We start from the raw sequence: 15,267 nt of genomic DNA on the forward strand, positions 1-15,267 counted from the left end.
CCGCGCCGCCGATTCGACGACCGGGAGACGACCACTCGGTGATACTCACTCAACGCCTGGCCCGCCGGCTCCTCGCCGGCGCCTCGGCGCTCGCGCTGGCACTGCTGCCGTCCGGCCTCATACCCGCCGATGCGGCCGCCGCCGCACCGGCGGCCGCAGCAGCCGGTGACGGGTCCGGGCCGGTGCCGGTGGACCTCGACACCACGCGTGCCTTCTCGGACACCTTCCAGTTGGACCCGGCGCTGGACACCGACCCGCTGTACGGGCTGAACGTCGGGCTCGACGCCCGGCAGTCGCCCCCGGCCGGGCAGCACGGGATCTCCTACACCCGGGTCTCCGGCCGCTGGGACACCACGGTCGCCCCCGACCAGTGGTTCGTCCAGACCAGCCATCCGGACCACCCGAACAAGCTGCTGTTCGCCAAGGGCGTGTCCGCGGTGATGCTCGGGGCACCGGCCGTCGCCGACGGCACCGGCCACTACACCGTCTCGACGGTGATCGACCCGGTGGTCGGCGACACCGCCGCCGGCGACTGGGGCTCGCTCGTGCTGAGCCGCAGCCACCGCGGCACCGGCTACGTCACCGGCGGCGACGTCGACCTCGGCCTGACCGTCGGCTCCGGTGGCAAGCTCGCGCTCTTCCACGGTGGCGGCGGCGAAACCCCGTTCTGGACCGGCACGGTGGCGCCCACGGCGCAGTACGCCGTCTCGCTCACCGTCTCCACCGGCGCCGACCGCGCCGTCGCCCTGACGGTGAACGGCACCCCGTTCACCGTCCCCGCGCCGACCGGGGTGACCCGCTGGCCGGGCAGCGAGTTCCTCTACCTCGGCGCCTACCTCTCCAGCCCGGACCGGGTCACCACCTTCGGCGACGGCGCCGGCCACGGCCTGACCGTCAGCGCGGTGGACACCGCTGCCACCCGTAGCGCCAAGCCGTTCGTCGACACCTTCGACGGCGCGCCGAACGCCACCCCGGACTTCGGCCTCAACCAGGACCTCAGCGCCCGCCAGCCGAGCCTGATCTCCGCCGGTTACACGGCCGTATCGGGCGTCAAGGGCCTGGCCCTCGACCCGCCGGCGGGCTCGGTGCAGGTCAACAGCCCGGCGAACCCGAACGTGCTCTCGTTCCCCAAGGGCACCTCGGCCGTCCGCCTGAACAAGCCGGCCACCTCGGACGTCCCGACCGGCGCCTACACGGTGCACGCCGTCCTGACTCCGTTGGTCGGCAGTACCTCAGGCCAGGACTGGGCCTCCCTCGCCGTCAGCAACGCTTCCAGCGGCACGGGCGCCGTGGACGCCGAGGACATCGCGCTCGGCCTGCGCGTCCAGGCCGACGGCGGGCTGACGCTCTTCCAGGGCGGCACGCCGACCGCCCTGCCCACCGTCCCGCCGGCCGGCTCCTACCAGGTGTCGATGGCGCTGGCGACCGGCGACCGGCAGCAGGCGACCGTCCAGGTCAACGGCACGACGGTGTTCTCCGGCCGCACCGCCGCCAAGCTGCCCCGCGACGGCTACGTCTCGCTCGGCGCCCACCACTCGGCGGCCGGCCAGGTCACCACGGTGGACGACCTGCGGGTCTCCATGCTGGGCGGGCTCGGCTACTACGGGTACTTCGACATCCGGGACCCGAACCAGCCGAACAACGGCGTCAACCACGCGCCGGAGGTGGCGCAGTGGACCAACTTCAACAACTACCTGCGCGACCAGGACCGCCGCCTGGAGTTCCTGGACCAGTGCCTGCCGGCCTCCTGCGTGATCGACCTCAACCAGGAGACGGTGGTCCCGCGCTCGCCCGGTAGCTGGCTGTTCGACCCGAACCCGAACGCCGCGCAGAACCTGCTCGACCTGGTGAAGCGGATCGGGCCGAACATCGACAAGATCGCCGCCGTCGACCTGAGCGACGAGCCCTACTCGCACGGTCTGAGCCCCGCGCAGGTCCAGACGCAGGCCGAGCAGATCAGGGCCGCGTTCCCGGACAAGATGCTGATCATGAGCCTCGACCGCTGGAACGCCGAGCAGACCGCGCCGATCCCGTCCACCGTCGACATCGTCGGCTTCGACTACTACTGCGTGGGCCGCGGCGAGATCCAGTGGCGGCTGGCGCACTTGGAGACCTTCCTCTCCTCGCCGGACCAGCACCTGATGCTCTTCCCGGAGTCCACCAACGAGCAGAACATCGCCGACGGCTGCTACTCCGGCAAGACCGACGCCGACGTCGCGGCGTACAACGCGGAGTACCGCGCGATCGCCGCGCAGGACCCCCGCGTCGTCTACCTGCAGAACTTCCGCTGGCTCGGCCCCGACCAGCCGAACAAGGTGCCGCTGACCGTCGCGGCCCAGCAGCGGATCGGCAAGGCCGTGGTCAACGCCACGCCCACGCCGGCGCCCGCCTCGGTGGGCGTGTACCGGCCGTCGGACGGCAGCTTCGGCGAGGCCGCCCACAACGGCTGGTACACCGGGCAGGGCGTGTTCGGCGGCGGCGGCAACGCCGTCCCGCTGACCGGCCACTGGAACGAGCCGGGCACCGACACCATCGGTGTCTACCACCCCGACACCGCGACCTTCCAGCTGTCGAACGACAACGTCACCGTCGCCGCCACCTTCCCGTTCGGGGTCCCCGGCGACATCCCGCTGGTCGGCGACTGGAGCGGGCAGGGGCGGACCACGGTCGGCGTCTACCGGCCCAGCGAGCAGACCTTCTACCTCTCCGACGACAACGTCGGCGTCAAGTACCGGATCAAGCTGGGCAACGCGGGCTGGAAGCCGTTGGTCGGCGACTGGGACGGCAACGGCACCACCACCGTCGGCGTGTACGACCCGCAGACCCAGACCTTCTACCTGAACGACTCCAACCAGACGGAGAACCCGCGTCCGGGCGTCCGGTTCGGCAACCCCGGCGACATCCCGATCAAGGGCGACTGGGACGGCACCGGCAAGGAGACCATCGGCGTGTACCGGCCCGGGGACCAGAGCTTCTACGGGGCCGCCGAGAACTCCAACCTGGTGATCTACAGCAAGAAGTTCGGCAATGCGGGCGACGTGCCGCTGGTGGGCAACTGGGGCTGACGGACCGTCCGACCGGTGCCCTCCTGGTCGCTTCGCGGCGACCGGGAGGGCGCCTTCGGGCCCTGGGCCCCGGGCCCTCAGGGAATGATGATGACCTTGCCCCGGGTCCGGCCCGCCTCGCTGAGGCGGTGGACGTCGGCGAGGTCTGCCAGCGGGTGTGACGCGCTGATGTCGATGCCGAGCGCGGCCGTGTCCACGAGTCCCACGAGCGCCGCGAGTTGTGCGACATCGTTGCGGGCCACCATGTGCATCGCGCTCACCCCGGCGTCGGCAGCCGGTTCGGCGGTGTAGTCGATCACGCGGTCCGCCCCCTGCCGCCGGACCGCCTCGGTCCCGGCGACGTCCCAACCCGGTGTGTAGGGCAGGTCGACGGGGAGGAACGCGTGCAGCAGCCCGGCCCGCAGAGCGGCCTCGGTGGGATTGAACGAGGTCGCCGCGACGCGGAGGAGCACCTCGCCGGAGGCGGGCCGTGGACGGGCGACGGCTTCGTAGCGGATCACCGAGGTGCCGCCGTACTCGTGGAAGCGCGCGGCCTTCATCATCGTCATCATCGTCATGCCGCGAACCTACGATCGGCGGGGGAGACGATCCATGCGTCAGACTGCCCCGTTCATGCGCGTGCGTCTCGCCGTCGCCGTACGCTCGGCGGCATGGACGTACTGAGCGACGTGGTCGCGGTGGCACGGACCGGCCGGCCCCGGTCGGCACACGTGCGGTGGCATGCCCCGTGGGGACAGGAGTTCGCCCCCGTCCCCGGGTCGGCGGGCTTCCAGGTGATCCTCCGGGGTTCCTGCTGGCTGCTGCCCCCGGGCGCGGAGCCCGTCCGACTCGGCACGGGCGACGTGGTGTTCCTGCCCCGCGGCAGCGGGCACACCCTGGCCGACAGCCCCGAACGCCTGGCGGCGGCGCCCGTCTGCGGCCCCGAGGACCACGAACTGCTCGGCGCCTACGCGTCCGACACCGTCGACCGCACCGGTGGGCGCGGCCCTGCCACCGTGCTGCTCTGCGGGGCCTACCGGCTCGACCCGTCCCGCGCGCACCCGCTGCTGTCGACGCTCCCGGACGTGATCCACCTGCCGGCCCAACCGGGCCGCCATCCCGAACTGCGCTCAGCCGTCGAACTCCTGGCTGCCGAGCTCGAGTCCCCGCGCCTGGGCACGGACGCGGCCGTCCCCGCGCTCCTGGACACGCTCCTGCTGTACATCCTGCGGATCTGGTTCGCCGGACGGACCACCCGAGCAGCGGACACCACGGGATGGGCCGCCGCACTGAACGACCCGGCCGTCACTGCCGCCCTCCACGCCATCCACCGAGACCCGGCAGCACCCTGGACGGTGGCAGGACTGGCCGCGGAAGCCGGGCTCTCCCGAGCACACTTCGCCAGACGCTTCGCCACGCTGATCGGCCAGCCGCCCCTCGGCTACCTGACCTGGTGGCGGATGACCACGGCGGCACGCCTGCTGCGGACAACGGACGCACCCTTGAGATCCATCGCCGCCCAGGTCGGCTACTCCTCCGAGTTCGCCTTCGGCAACGCGTTCAAACGCGCGAACGGAACCGCACCCGGGGTGTACCGGCGGAAGGGCTGATCCTGGGCGTGCTGTGGGCATCAGCGTCGGCGGGTCGGGCGGGCCCACTCGTAGCCGCTGGTGTCCGGGGGCAGTGCCAAGGTGGTGACCAGGATGCCGCGATGGGCGGTCCACCGGCCCGTGCGGGGCAGCGGATGGAGCGGATGGCGGGCGGTGAACCTCCCGTCGGGGTGGAGCGTGACGCTGATGGACGCGAGCCCCGTCCACGTCTCGGTGAGGGGGTAGAAGGCCTTGTAGGTCGCCTCCTTGGCACTGAACAGCAGCCGGTCCCACGGCACGGGGCCGTTCGGTAGCCGTGAGAGCCGGCGCCGCTCGGCGGCTGTGGCCGAGAGCTGGAGCACTCCCTGGGGGAGCGGCTCCTGCGGCTCGGCGTCGACGCCGAGCGAGGCGTGCCGGTCGGCGCCGGCTGCCGCGCAGGCGGTGTACCCCTCGCAGTGCGTGATGCTCCCGACGACCCCGCCCGGCCACCGCGGCGCACCACCCCGCCCGGGCAGCAACGGCCCCGGCGCACGCCCCAGCCCGGCCAACGCCTCCCGCGCCAGAACCCGTGCGGCGGTGAACTGCCGCTGCCTGCGCGGCGATCGCCCCTCGACGTGGGCGGCCTCGGCGCCGAACAGGGTCCCGGCGGGCGGCGGGCCGAAGGCCTCGGCGCACTCCACCCCCACGGGCAGCAGCCCCGCGAGCGCGCCGGCGGTGAGGGTCGTGGTGGTCACGGGCTGTCCTCCGTTCGTTGGGGGTGTTCCGGGTTCCGGGGGTTTATGGGGTGGGGGTGTGGGTGGTGGTGTGGTAGTTGGTGTGGTCGAAGTGGCGGGTTTGTTGTTGGTATCGGCGGGTGTAGGTGGGCCAGATTGAGGGGTTGTTGCCGTGTTGGTCGGTGTACCAGCTGGTGCAGCCGCCGGTGTTCCAGACGGTGTTTTTGAGGCGTTGTTGGAGGGTGTGGTTGTAGGTGTGTTGGGCGTGGGGGGTGACGTCGAGGGTGGTCCAGCCGTGGGTGGTGAGGGTTTTGAGGGCGTCGAGGATGTAGGTGATCTGGGCTTCGATCATGACGGTTTGGGAGGAGTGGCCGAGGGTGGTGTTGGGGCCGAGGATCATGAAGAGGTTGGGGTAGCCGTGGATGGTGGTGCCGCGGTGGGCGGTCATGCCCTCTTGGTTCCAGGTGTGGGCGAGGGTGTGGCCGTCTTTTCCGTGGATGCGGTGGGCGATGGGGCGGTTGGTGGCGGTGAAGCCGGTGGCGAGGATGAGGGTGTCGGTTTGGCGGGTGGTGCCGTCGGCGGTGGTGATGTGGGTGGGGCCGATGCGGGTGATGGTGTCGGGGATGATGTCGACGTTGGGCTGCTGGATGGCGGGGTACCAGGTGTTGGAGAAGAGGAGGCGTTTGCAGCCGACGGTGTAGTCGGGGGTGAGGCGGGCGCGCAGTTCGGGGTCGGGGACGGATTTCTTGAGGTGGCCGGCGGCCATGTTCTTCATGCCGGTGGTGCGGCTGGGGCGGGACATGAAGAACGCGACGATTTCGCGGCCGTTCTTGTTGAAGGCTCGGCGGAATCGTTGGTAGCCGGGCAGGTGGCGCAGCATCCAGGTGTGGCGGGGGGTGTTGGGTTTGTCGGGTTTGGCGGCGACCCAGGGGGGGGTTCGCTGGTAGAGGTGGAGGCGCCCTGCCTGGGGTTGGATGTGGGGGACGAACTGGATGGCGGAGGCGCCGGTGCCGATGACGGCGACGTTCCTGCCGGTGAGGTCGTGGTCGTGGCGCCATTGGGAGGAGTGGAAGATGGTGCCGGTGAAGGTGTCGAGGCCGGGGATGTCCGGGAGGGCGGGTTCGGAGAGGTAGCCGGTGCCGGTGACGAGGATCTGGGCGGTGTAGCGGCCCTGGGTGGTGTCGATGGTCCAGTGGTGGTGGGTGTCGTCCCAGCGGGCGGCGAGGAGTTCGTGGTTGTAGCGCAGGTGGGGGGTGACGCCGGCGTTGTGGGCGCAGGTTCTGAGGTAGTCGTGGACTTCCTTCTGGGTGGCGAAGGTGGATTTCCATTCGGGGTTGCGGGCGAAGGAGAAGGAGTAGAGGTGGGCCTGGACGTCGCAGGCGCAGCCGGGGTAGGTGTTGTCGCGCCAGGTGCCGCCGAGGTCGTGGGCGCGTTCGAAGACGAGGAAGTCGCGGGTGCCGGTCTGCAGGAGGCGGATGGCGGTGCCGAGGCCGGAGAAGCCGGCGCCGATGACGGCGACTTTGAGGTGGCGGATGGGGGTGGGGTCGGCGGCGTCGGGGGCCTCGGCGGGGGCCGGGGCCGCCGCGGGGGCGGGGTGCCCGGTGGCGGTCCCGGTGGTGGGGGTGGTGCCGTTCCCGGCCCCGGCCGCGGTGGTGCCGGTCGTGGTGCCGGTTCCGCCGGGGTTGTCGTCGGGGTTGTTGTGGGGGTTGTTGTCGGGGGTGGTGGTGGGGTGGGGTGTGGTGGTGGTCATGGCGTGTCTCTCCTGCGGGGGCGGGTGGGTGGGGGTCAGGCCCGGCGGGTGAGGGTGACGCGGAAGTTGTTGAAGATGTGGTCTTCGAGGGTGTAGGCGAAGATGTCGAGGTAGCGCTCGAAGCGCTGGACGGTGGTCTCATCCGCCATGTTGACGGCTTCGTCGCGGCGGGCGGCGAGGAGTTGGAGCCAGGCGCGGCAGGCGCGGGCGAAGGATTCGGGTTCGTTGCGGATCTCGGTGACCTCGAAGAGGCCGTCGAGGCCGGCGGCGAGTTCGGGCAGGCGGGGGATGTGGCAGCCTTCGAACTCCTCGCGCTGGAGGAATTTGAGGTCGTCGAGGAGCTGGCGGCGCAGTGGGGGGTTCTCGACGGTCATGGTGTGCAGGACGAAGCGGGCGCCGGGCTTGAGGAGGGAGTGGACCTGCTTGAAGAAGACGCGGTAGCGCTGGGTGCGCTCCTTGGGGGTGAGGGAGGACAGGACGAAGTGTTCGAGGGCGTTGATGCAGAACGCGGCGTCGTAGGGGTCCTGGCCTTCGGGCAGGCGGTGGTCCTCCCAGCTTTCGACGCGGGCTTCGATGGCGGGGTTGTTCAGGGCGGTGACGAAGTCGGCCTGGGTGCGGGAGAGGGTGACGCCGACGGCGCGGGTGACGTTGTGGACGGTGGTGAGGCGGTTGAGCATGGTGCCCCAGCCGCAGCCGATGTCCAGGACGCGGGCGGTGCCGGCGGCGTGGGCGAGGTCGGTGAAGGTGTCGAGTTTGCGTTCCTGGGCTTCGTCGAGGGTGGCGACGAGGTCCTCGCCGTCCTCCCAGTAGCCGCCGGAGTACATCATGGTGGGGCCCAGGATGAGGCGGTAGAGGTCGTTGCCGACCTCGTAGTGGTGGCGGATGGCCTCGACGTCGGGGTTGATGGTGCGGGCTTCGACGGTGGTCATGGGACGGGGCTCCTCGGTGGTCGTGGTGGGGTGGGACGGGGTCGTGCGGCCGGTTCGGCGCCGGGCGGCGCGGTGCCGGTGTGGTGCCGGTTCGGGTGCCGCCTGTTGCGGGCGGGGCCGCGGGGCGCCGTTGGTTCCGGGCGTCGCGGTGCCGGTGTGGTGCCGGTTCGGGTGCCGCCTGTTGCGGGCGGGGCCGCGGGGCGCCGTTGGTTCCGGGCGTCGCGGTGCCGGTGGTGTGCCGGTGTGCGAGCCGGGGCGCTCGGGCTGCCGGGCCTGCCCGGGTGCCGTGCCCGGCGTGTGGGTGTCGCCGCTGTGGTGCTGCCTGTACCGCCTGGTGCTGGTTGTGCGGTGGCCTGCCCTTGCCCGGCTTGGCACCGTAGGCGGGTGCTTCCCGTCCGGGCTGGGCGTTGTGGCCGGTGTTGGCCGGCTCTCCGGGGTGGGCCGTTGGGGCTTTCCCGGGAGTAGGGCGTCGTGCTGGTGTGAACTGGCCTTCCGGGGAAGGTGGTTGGGACGTGCCTCCCGTGTGGGCGGTGGCGGCCGGTGTGGCCGTCCTGCCGTGACGGGCGGTGCCGTGTAGCTGCGGAACCGGTGTGCGGGTTCCGGCGGTTGGACTGCCGGTGCGGCTTTGGCGTCGCACCGGCGTGGGCCGGCCTGTGGGCGCCGTGGTCCTGGTGCCGTGCCCGGAACCGGTTGGTGCGTGGTGCTGTTGTGCGGTGGCCTGTCCTTGCCCGGCTCGGCACCGTAGACGGGTGCTTCCCGTCCGGGCTGGGCGCTGTGCCGGCGTGGCCCGGCTCTCCGGGGTGGGCCGTTGGGGCTTCCCCGGGAGTAGGGCGGCGTGCTGGTGTGAACCGGCCTTCCGGGGAAGGTGGTTGGGACTTGCCTCCCGTGTGGGCGGTGGCGGCCGGTGTGGCCGTTCTGCCGTGGCGGGCGGTGCCGTGTTGCTGTGGAACCGGTGTGCGGGTCCCGGCGGTTGGGCTGCCGGTGCCGAGGTGGCGTCGCGCCGGTGTGGACCGGTCTGTGGGCGCCGTTGGCCGGGTGCTGTCCGTGCCGGCTGGTGCGTGGTGCCGGTTGTGCGTTGGCCTGCCCTTGCCCGGCTCGGCACCGTAGTTGGGTGCTTCCCGTCGGGGCGGACGTGGTGCCGGCGTAGGCCGGCCTTCCGGGGGTGGGCCGCCGGGGCCTTCCCCCGGGGTGGTCGGGCGTCGTGCTGGCGTGAACCGGCCTTCCAGGGAAGGTGGTTGGGACTTTGCCTCCCGTGTGGGCGGTGGCGGCCGGTGTGGCCGTCGTGCCGTGACGGGTGGTCGGTCCGGTGGTGCGGGCGGTGCCGTGCAGGCGCGGAAACCGGTGTGCGGGTCCCGGCGGTTGGGCTGCCCGTACCGCTGTGGCGTCGCACCGGTGTGGGCCGGTCTGTGGGCGCCGTGGGCCGGGTGCTGTTGCCCGGTGCCGGTTGGTGCGTGCTGCCGGTGGTGCGGTGGTGCGGCCCGGCTCGGCACCGCAGGCGGGTGCTTCCCGTTCGGGCGGACGTGGTGCTGGTGTGGACCCGCTCTCCGGGGGAGGCGGTCGGGTGGTGCCGGTGGCTTTCGGCGCCGTGCCCGGCGTGGGCCGGTCTGTGGGCGCCGTGGGCCTGGTGCTGTCCGTGCCGGCTGGTGCCGTGGTGCTGGTGTCGGCCGGCTGTCCGGGGTGGGCCGTTGGGGTCTTCCCCGGCGGGTCGGGCGTGGTGCTGGTGTGAACCGGCCTTCCGGGGAAGGCTGTTGGGACCTTCTCCGTGTGGGCGGTGGCGGCCGGTGCGGCCGTCGTGCCGTGACGGGTGGTCGGTCCGGTGGTGCGGGCGGTGCCGTGCAGGTGCGGAACCGGCGTTCCGGTTCCGGTGGTTGGGCTGCCGGTGCGGCTTTGGCGTCGCACCGGTGTGGGCCGGTGTGTGGGCGCCGTGGGCCTGGTGCTGTCCGCGCCGGTTGGTGCGTGGTGCCGGTTGTGCGGTGGCCTTGCCCGGCTTCGGCACCCATGGGTGGGTGCTTCCCGTCCGGGTGGACGTGGTGCCGGTGTTGGCCGGCTGTCCGGGGTGGGCCGTTGGGGCTTTCCCTGGGGTGTCGTGTGGCGGGCCGGGTGGGTGTTTCGGTGTGTCGGGGTGGGCGGGTGGGTGGGTGTGGTGGTGTGGGTCAGGTAAGCGTGTGTCTCGCAAGCGGTGCGCAAGTGTGGGGGCGTGGGGCGGGTTGCGGGGCGTTTGCGTGGGGGCGGGTTTCATGCGGTGTCGACAAGACCCGTGGTCCTGTGGTTGTCCGGGTGGTCTCCGTCCGTTCCTCCTGCCGGAGGGTGGTGCGGGGGGTTTCCGGGTGTCGGGGCTGGTGTCCTGCCTGTTGTCGTGGTCCCCCTTCGTGTGTGTTCGTGTCCGTGTCCGCCGGTGCCGCGTGTGCCTGTGGGGCGCCGGTGCGGGTGCGGGTGGTGTGTGTGGCCGGGGGGCTGCGGTTGGGGCTGGGCGGGGTGTTGTCGTTCCTGCGGTATCCGTCGTCAATTTCGTCCGGCCGTCCTGCGCGGTCCTGCTCGTGTCGTTCCTGTCCGTGTGTCCTGTCCTGTCGGTTGTGTCGCGGGCCCGTTTTGGTTTGCGGGCCTTGTGGTGCGGGCCGGGGTGGGGGTGCGGGTGGGGGCCGGCGGGGTGGGGGGTGCGGGGGCCGGTGGAGAGGATTTGATCATCATGTCGGACATTCCCACTGTCGAGGACCTGGCCGCGCAGTTGCAGGCGGTCTCGGGTGCGGCCGCGATCGACGCGGACGCGGCGTTGCAGCACATCGCGGATGTGGACTCGCTGGACCTGATGGAGTGGCTGTACGGGTTCCAGAACCAGTACCCGCACATCCCGGCGGACGAGTCGCTGTTCGCGGACATCGACGACACGACGACGCTGCGGGTGGTGCACGGGCGGATCCTGGCGCTCGTGGCCTCCTCGGGTTCCTGAGCGCGGGGCGGGCGGGTGTGTGCGGCCGGGGCCGGTGCCGGCGCGCGGTTGTGGCGCGGGCGGGGCGGGCGGGTCGGGAAGCGATGAGGAGCTGGGGAAGGAGGGGTTGCAGGTGAGCGGTTTCGACATCACCGGCTGGGGGATGTCCGTGCCCGAGCGTGTGGTGACCAGTGCGCAGCTGGCCGAGCGGTTCGGGGTGGACGAGCACTGGATCGTCTCGCGGTGCGGGATCCGGGAGCGCCGTGCGGTGGGCGAGGGGCAGAGCACGGCGTCGATGGCCGTTCAGGCGGGGCGCCGGGCGCTTGAGCGGGCGGGGCTGTCGGGGGGTGACATCGCGCATCTGATCGTGGCGACCGCGACTCCGGAGCAGCCCTCGCCGGCGACGTCGGCGTTCGTGCATGAGGCGCTGGGGATCGCGGGCAGCGCGCACGACGTGAACTCGGAGTGTGCGGGGTTCGTGTACGCGCTGGTGACGGCGGTGGCGCTGATGCGCATGGATCCGCGGCCGGTGCTGGTGATCGGTTCGGACACCCACACGCTGACGGCGAACCCGGCGGACCGGGACCTGTCGATCCTGGTGGGCGACGGGGCGGGCGCGGTGGTGCTCGTGCCGGGTGCGGTGGAGCGGTTCCTGGCGTGGAACCTGGGTGCGGACGGCTCGTGCAAGGACAGTCTGAAGGTCCTGGCGGGGGGTTCGCGGATGCCCACCACGGCGGAGACGGTCGCTGCGGGGCTGCACTACGCGCAGATCAACGGCAACGAGATCTACCTGAACGCGGTGCGGTACACGGTGCGTACGATCCGCGAGACGCTGGAGCGGGCGAAGGTGGAGCCGGGGCAGGTGGACCACGTGGTGCCGCACCAGGCGAACATCCGGATCATCAACTCGGTGCTCGCGCACACGGGGATCCCGGCGGATCGGCTGGTGACGAACCTGGAGCGGTACGGGAACACGGCTTCGGCGTCGATCCCGATCGCTTTGGCGGAGGCGCTGGACGCGGGGCGCATCCGGGAGGGCGACAGGGTGCTGCTGGCCGGGTTCGGCGCGGGCATGACGTGGGGCTCGGTGCTGATGACCTGGGGAGGGACCCCGTGAGCGGACAGGACACGCCCGGCACGCAGGGCACGGCGGGCGGGCCGGGCACGCCGCCCGGGCCGTCGGGCGGGCGGGGCGGGCCTTCGGGCACACCGGCCCGGCCGGGAACCCCGTCCGGGCGGGCGGTGTTCGGTACGCGGCCGGCCTCGCCGGTGGCGCTGGTGACGGGTGCGTCGGGGGGTCTGGGGCGGGAGCTGGCGCTGGAGCTGGACGCGGCGGGCTGCCGGGTCGCGGTCCACTACAACAGCTCGCGCGCGCAGGCCGAGGCGCTGGCGGCGGAGTTGACCCACGAGCATGTGCTGGTGACCGGTGACGTCGGTGACTGGCAGGCGGTGGGCGTGATGCACGCGCGGATCCGTGAGGTGCTGGGCGAGGTGGACGTGCTGGTCAACAACGGTGCGATCCGCAAGGACTCGCTGATGGCGATGCAGGACCCGGCCCAGTGGCGCCAGGTGGTGGACACCAACCTGGTGGGCGCCTTCCACACGACGCGCGCGTGCGTGCCGGCGATGCTGCGGGCCCGCTGGGGGCGGGTGGTGAACATCGTCTCGCCGTCGGCGCTGATCGCCACCGCGGGCCAGACCGCCTATGCGGCGTCCAAGGCGGGGCTGATCGGCCTGACCCGCACGCTGGCGGCCGAGTGCGGGCGCCGGGGGGTGACGGTGAACGCCCTGTCGCCCGGTTTCATGATCACGGGGATGACGGACACCCTGCCCGCCCATGTGGTCGAGGGCATGCGGGAGAAGATCCCGGTGCCCCGGTTCGTCACCCCGCGCGAGGTGGCCCGTTCCATCGGGCTCTTCCTCGACCAGGACTGCATGACGGGCCAGGTCATCAGCATCGACTCCGGGGCCTCCATCACCTGAGCCCCGGGGCCCCGTACCGCCCCCTTGCACCGCCCCCGCGCCGCGGGGTGGCCGCCGCGCGCGCGTGGCGGCGCCCGTGCCCCCGTCCCCGGCCCCCTGCCGCGGGCGGGGGCCGGCGCGTTCCCCGCCCGCGGCAGGGGGCCGGGCCCGGCACCGGGGGCGTGGGTGGGTGTGGTGGCCCGGGTGGACTTCCGGGCTGCCGGGGGCTCTTGAGCGGTGACGGGCCCGGTGTCGCCGCCTGGCCCGTGCGGGACCGGTGGGGGTCTTCCGGCCTGGCCCCAGCCTGGTGTCCCGGGGTGGTCGCGGCGGCGGGGGCACGCGGTGTGGTGACCGGTCTGGGCATCGTCTGCGGGCTGTCGTGTCCGTGGTGTTCAGGCCGTGCCCGTTCGTGGTGCGGCGGCTGTCGGCGTGGGCGGGACCGGACCGGTGCGGCGGGGCCGGTACCGGGTGGAGTGCCGGGAGGGGCGGCGGGCGCCGCGTGCCCGCGTCATGGAACCGTGTCCGTGCTCGTGCTCGTGCTCGTGCCCGTGTCGGGGCGGGCCGGTGCCAGGCCATGCCCGGGGGCGTGGGCGGGTGTGGCGGCCCGTGTGGACTTCCCGGCTGCCGGGGGCTCTTGGGCGGTGATGGGTTCGGCGTCGCTGTCCGGTCCGCGTGGGGCTGGCGGGGGTCTTCCGGCCCGGCCTCGGCCAGGTGTCCCAGGGCGGCGCGCGATGTGGTGACCGGTCTGGACACCGTCCGCGGCCGTCGCGCCTGTGGTCGTCAGGCCGCGGCGGGCCCGGCCAACCCCGGCCAACCCCGGCCCGGGCCCGGGTGTCGGGGAGGGTGCGCCCGGTGGATCAGGACCGGGGCCGTGGCCGTTCCCGGTGTTGTGGGCAGGTGTGGCGTGCGTGGCGGCCTGGTCCGGGCGGTGTCGGCATGTGAGGGGCCGGCCGGCCCGCTGGGTGCGCGGCCGGTCGACGCGCCATGGTGCCGGTGCCGGGACGCTGGATCCGGCGCCGGCCCGGCCGGCCACCGGGACATCACGTCCACCGCGTCCACCCGTGGACTCCCGGACGACCGGGCGGTTCGGCCCTGGGCCCGCCCTGCACCGAGCGGGGACGGGCACCAGTGAACGGCCGGCGGCCGGGACACCGTGTCCGAAGCGTCCACCGTGGACTCCCGGACGGGCGGTTCGGCCCGGGGCTGCGCCCGGTCATGGCGCGGCAGGGCCCGCGCGGGCCCTGCCGCGCCTCACCTGACGGTCTGCCGACGGTGGCGCACCGTATGTCGGGGAGTGTCGGCGGGGTGCTTGCTGTGTCCGGGCGCGGGACCGGGCGGGTGCGGCCGTGCCCGCCGGTTGGGTGCCCGCCCGTGCCCCGTGCCCTGTGCGCGTCGGGACTTCGGGCGGGCCTTCGTCGCGTCGCGCAGGGGGGCGCGGGGCCGGGCGGGTGCCCGCCGGTCACCTCGTGCACGGGCTGTGAGGCGGCGGAGTTGCTGCGTTCCGGCGGCCCAGTGCGGCAGGGCCGGTTTCCGGTGGACGGCCCGGGCGGCGATGGGCCGGGCACCGTGGGTGGGCGGCCGTGGCCGTTCCCGGCGTTGTGGGGCAGGCGTGGTGTGCGCGGGGGCTGGGTTCGGGCGGTGTCGGCGTGTGAGGGGCCGGCCGGTTTCGCCGGGTGCGCGGCCGGTGGACGCGTCGTCGTGCCGGGCCCCGGGCCCCGGGCCCCGGGGGGGGGATCCGGGGCTGCGCCCGGTCATGGTTCGGCACGGGCTGCCTGCGGGGCAGTGCTGCGCGACGGCCCGCCCGGGCAGGGGCGGGGGCTGTCTGTCCCGGGTGCCGGGGTGGGCCGGGCGTCATCTGACGGCCTGCCGCCGGGCGGCGGCAGGCCGCGGGGTGGGAGGGGGACGCGGGGTGCTGCGCGGGATCTGACGGGTGCGGCCGTGCCTGTCGGCCGGGCGCCGTAGGGCACGCGGCCGGGTGGCGGCGGGTGCGCCGGGCTCCGCGCCCGCGGCCCGGCGTCGGGCGTGGGAAGTCGGGCCGGTCGACTTCTGGTGCCCCCGGTCCGGAAGCGGGGCCGGGTCGGGGGCCCGGCGGGTGGCGGCCTCCCGCTGCACCCTTGCTGTTGCGCCGGGCAGGTCTGGGTCCTGCGGTGCCTCCGGCTGCTCGTACGCGTCGGTGCGGCTGTGTGCCGGCGGGCCGTCAGGGGTGTGCGGGCCCGCGCGGTATCGGGGTGGGTGCGGGGGCGGGCCGGGGCTGGTCCGTGGGCGGGGGTGGGTGGCGGCGGGTGCCCCGGGCTTCGTGCCCGCGGCCCGGCGGGCGGGCACCACGCCGGCACGCCCTTCGCCGGGGCGCGGCG

Annotated in this window: 9 protein-coding genes; 5 read left to right on the plus strand and 4 right to left on the minus strand. The window is 73.3% G+C overall.

Annotation, left to right across the window (positions count from 1 at the left end; translation table 11 throughout):
- Positions 1–38 precede the first annotated feature (38 nt).
- Positions 39–3,065, plus strand: a complete 3,027-nt coding sequence (locus ACFVXG_RS36010) for a hypothetical protein (protein WP_387933856.1) — start codon at positions 39–41, stop codon at positions 3,063–3,065.
- A 77-nt stretch (positions 3,066–3,142) separates the two neighbouring features.
- Here ACFVXG_RS36010 and ACFVXG_RS36015 read toward each other — a convergent pair whose 3' ends face one another.
- Positions 3,143–3,622: a zinc-binding dehydrogenase gene (locus ACFVXG_RS36015; protein ID WP_387933858.1), complete on the minus strand. Its 480-nt coding sequence runs from the start codon at positions 3,620–3,622 to the stop codon at positions 3,143–3,145.
- A gap of 93 nt (positions 3,623–3,715) precedes the next feature.
- On the opposite strand from ACFVXG_RS36015, the gene ACFVXG_RS36020 reads away from it, so the two are divergent.
- Positions 3,716–4,654, plus strand: a complete 939-nt coding sequence (locus ACFVXG_RS36020) for an AraC family transcriptional regulator (protein ID WP_387933860.1) — start codon at positions 3,716–3,718, stop codon at positions 4,652–4,654.
- 20 nt (positions 4,655–4,674) lie between these two features.
- Here the strand turns inward: ACFVXG_RS36020 and ACFVXG_RS36025 are convergent, their stop codons facing one another.
- From ACFVXG_RS36025 to ACFVXG_RS36035, 3 genes are read right to left on the minus strand one after another with little or no spacing between them, the layout of a single operon-like run.
- Positions 4,675–5,367, minus strand: coding sequence for a 4'-phosphopantetheinyl transferase (locus ACFVXG_RS36025; RefSeq protein ID WP_387933862.1), 693 nt, complete (start codon positions 5,365–5,367; stop codon positions 4,675–4,677).
- Positions 5,368–5,410: 43 nt separating this feature from the next.
- A complete protein-coding gene (locus ACFVXG_RS36030) occupies positions 5,411–7,096 on the minus strand; it encodes a flavin-containing monooxygenase (protein ID WP_387933863.1) in 1,686 nt (561 codons plus the stop codon).
- A gap of 35 nt (positions 7,097–7,131) precedes the next feature.
- Complete coding sequence (locus tag ACFVXG_RS36035) at positions 7,132–8,025, minus strand: class I SAM-dependent methyltransferase (protein WP_387933864.1); 894 nt, start codon at positions 8,023–8,025, stop codon at positions 7,132–7,134.
- A gap of 2,686 nt (positions 8,026–10,711) precedes the next feature.
- On the opposite strand from ACFVXG_RS36035, the gene ACFVXG_RS36040 reads away from it, so the two are divergent.
- The 3 genes from ACFVXG_RS36040 to ACFVXG_RS36050 all read left to right on the plus strand — a co-directional run bounded on the left by ACFVXG_RS36040 (position 10,712) and on the right by ACFVXG_RS36050 (position 12,934).
- Positions 10,712–10,972, plus strand: a complete 261-nt coding sequence (locus ACFVXG_RS36040; RefSeq protein ID WP_387933866.1) for a hypothetical protein — start codon at positions 10,712–10,714, stop codon at positions 10,970–10,972.
- A 112-nt stretch (positions 10,973–11,084) separates the two neighbouring features.
- On the plus strand, positions 11,085–12,068 hold the full coding sequence (locus ACFVXG_RS36045) for a 3-oxoacyl-ACP synthase III family protein (protein WP_387933868.1): 984 nt from the start codon (positions 11,085–11,087) through the stop codon (positions 12,066–12,068).
- A 125-nt stretch (positions 12,069–12,193) separates the two neighbouring features.
- On the plus strand, positions 12,194–12,934 hold the full coding sequence (locus ACFVXG_RS36050; protein WP_387933987.1) for an SDR family NAD(P)-dependent oxidoreductase: 741 nt from the start codon (positions 12,194–12,196) through the stop codon (positions 12,932–12,934).
- Positions 12,935–15,267 lie beyond the last annotated feature (2,333 nt).

It is taken from the genome of Kitasatospora sp. NPDC058162 (assembly GCF_042884005.1).
Lineage (GTDB): Bacteria > Actinomycetota > Actinomycetes > Streptomycetales > Streptomycetaceae > Kitasatospora.

Bases quoted from the DNA above. Each gene is read 5' to 3' on its own strand.
- ACFVXG_RS36015 (WP_387933858.1), bottom strand. From the start codon at position 3,622: ATGACGATGATGACGATGATGAAGGCCGCGCGCTTCCACGAGTACGGC.
- ACFVXG_RS36035 (WP_387933864.1), bottom strand. From the start codon at position 8,025: ATGACCACCGTCGAAGCCCGCACCATCAACCCCGACGTCGAGGCCATC.
- ACFVXG_RS36030 (WP_387933863.1), bottom strand. From the start codon at position 7,096: ATGACCACCACCACACCCCACCCCACCACCACCCCCGACAACAACCCC.
- ACFVXG_RS36020 (WP_387933860.1), top strand. From the start codon at position 3,716: ATGGACGTACTGAGCGACGTGGTCGCGGTGGCACGGACCGGCCGGCCC.
- ACFVXG_RS36040 (WP_387933866.1), top strand. From the start codon at position 10,712: ATGTCGGACATTCCCACTGTCGAGGACCTGGCCGCGCAGTTGCAGGCG.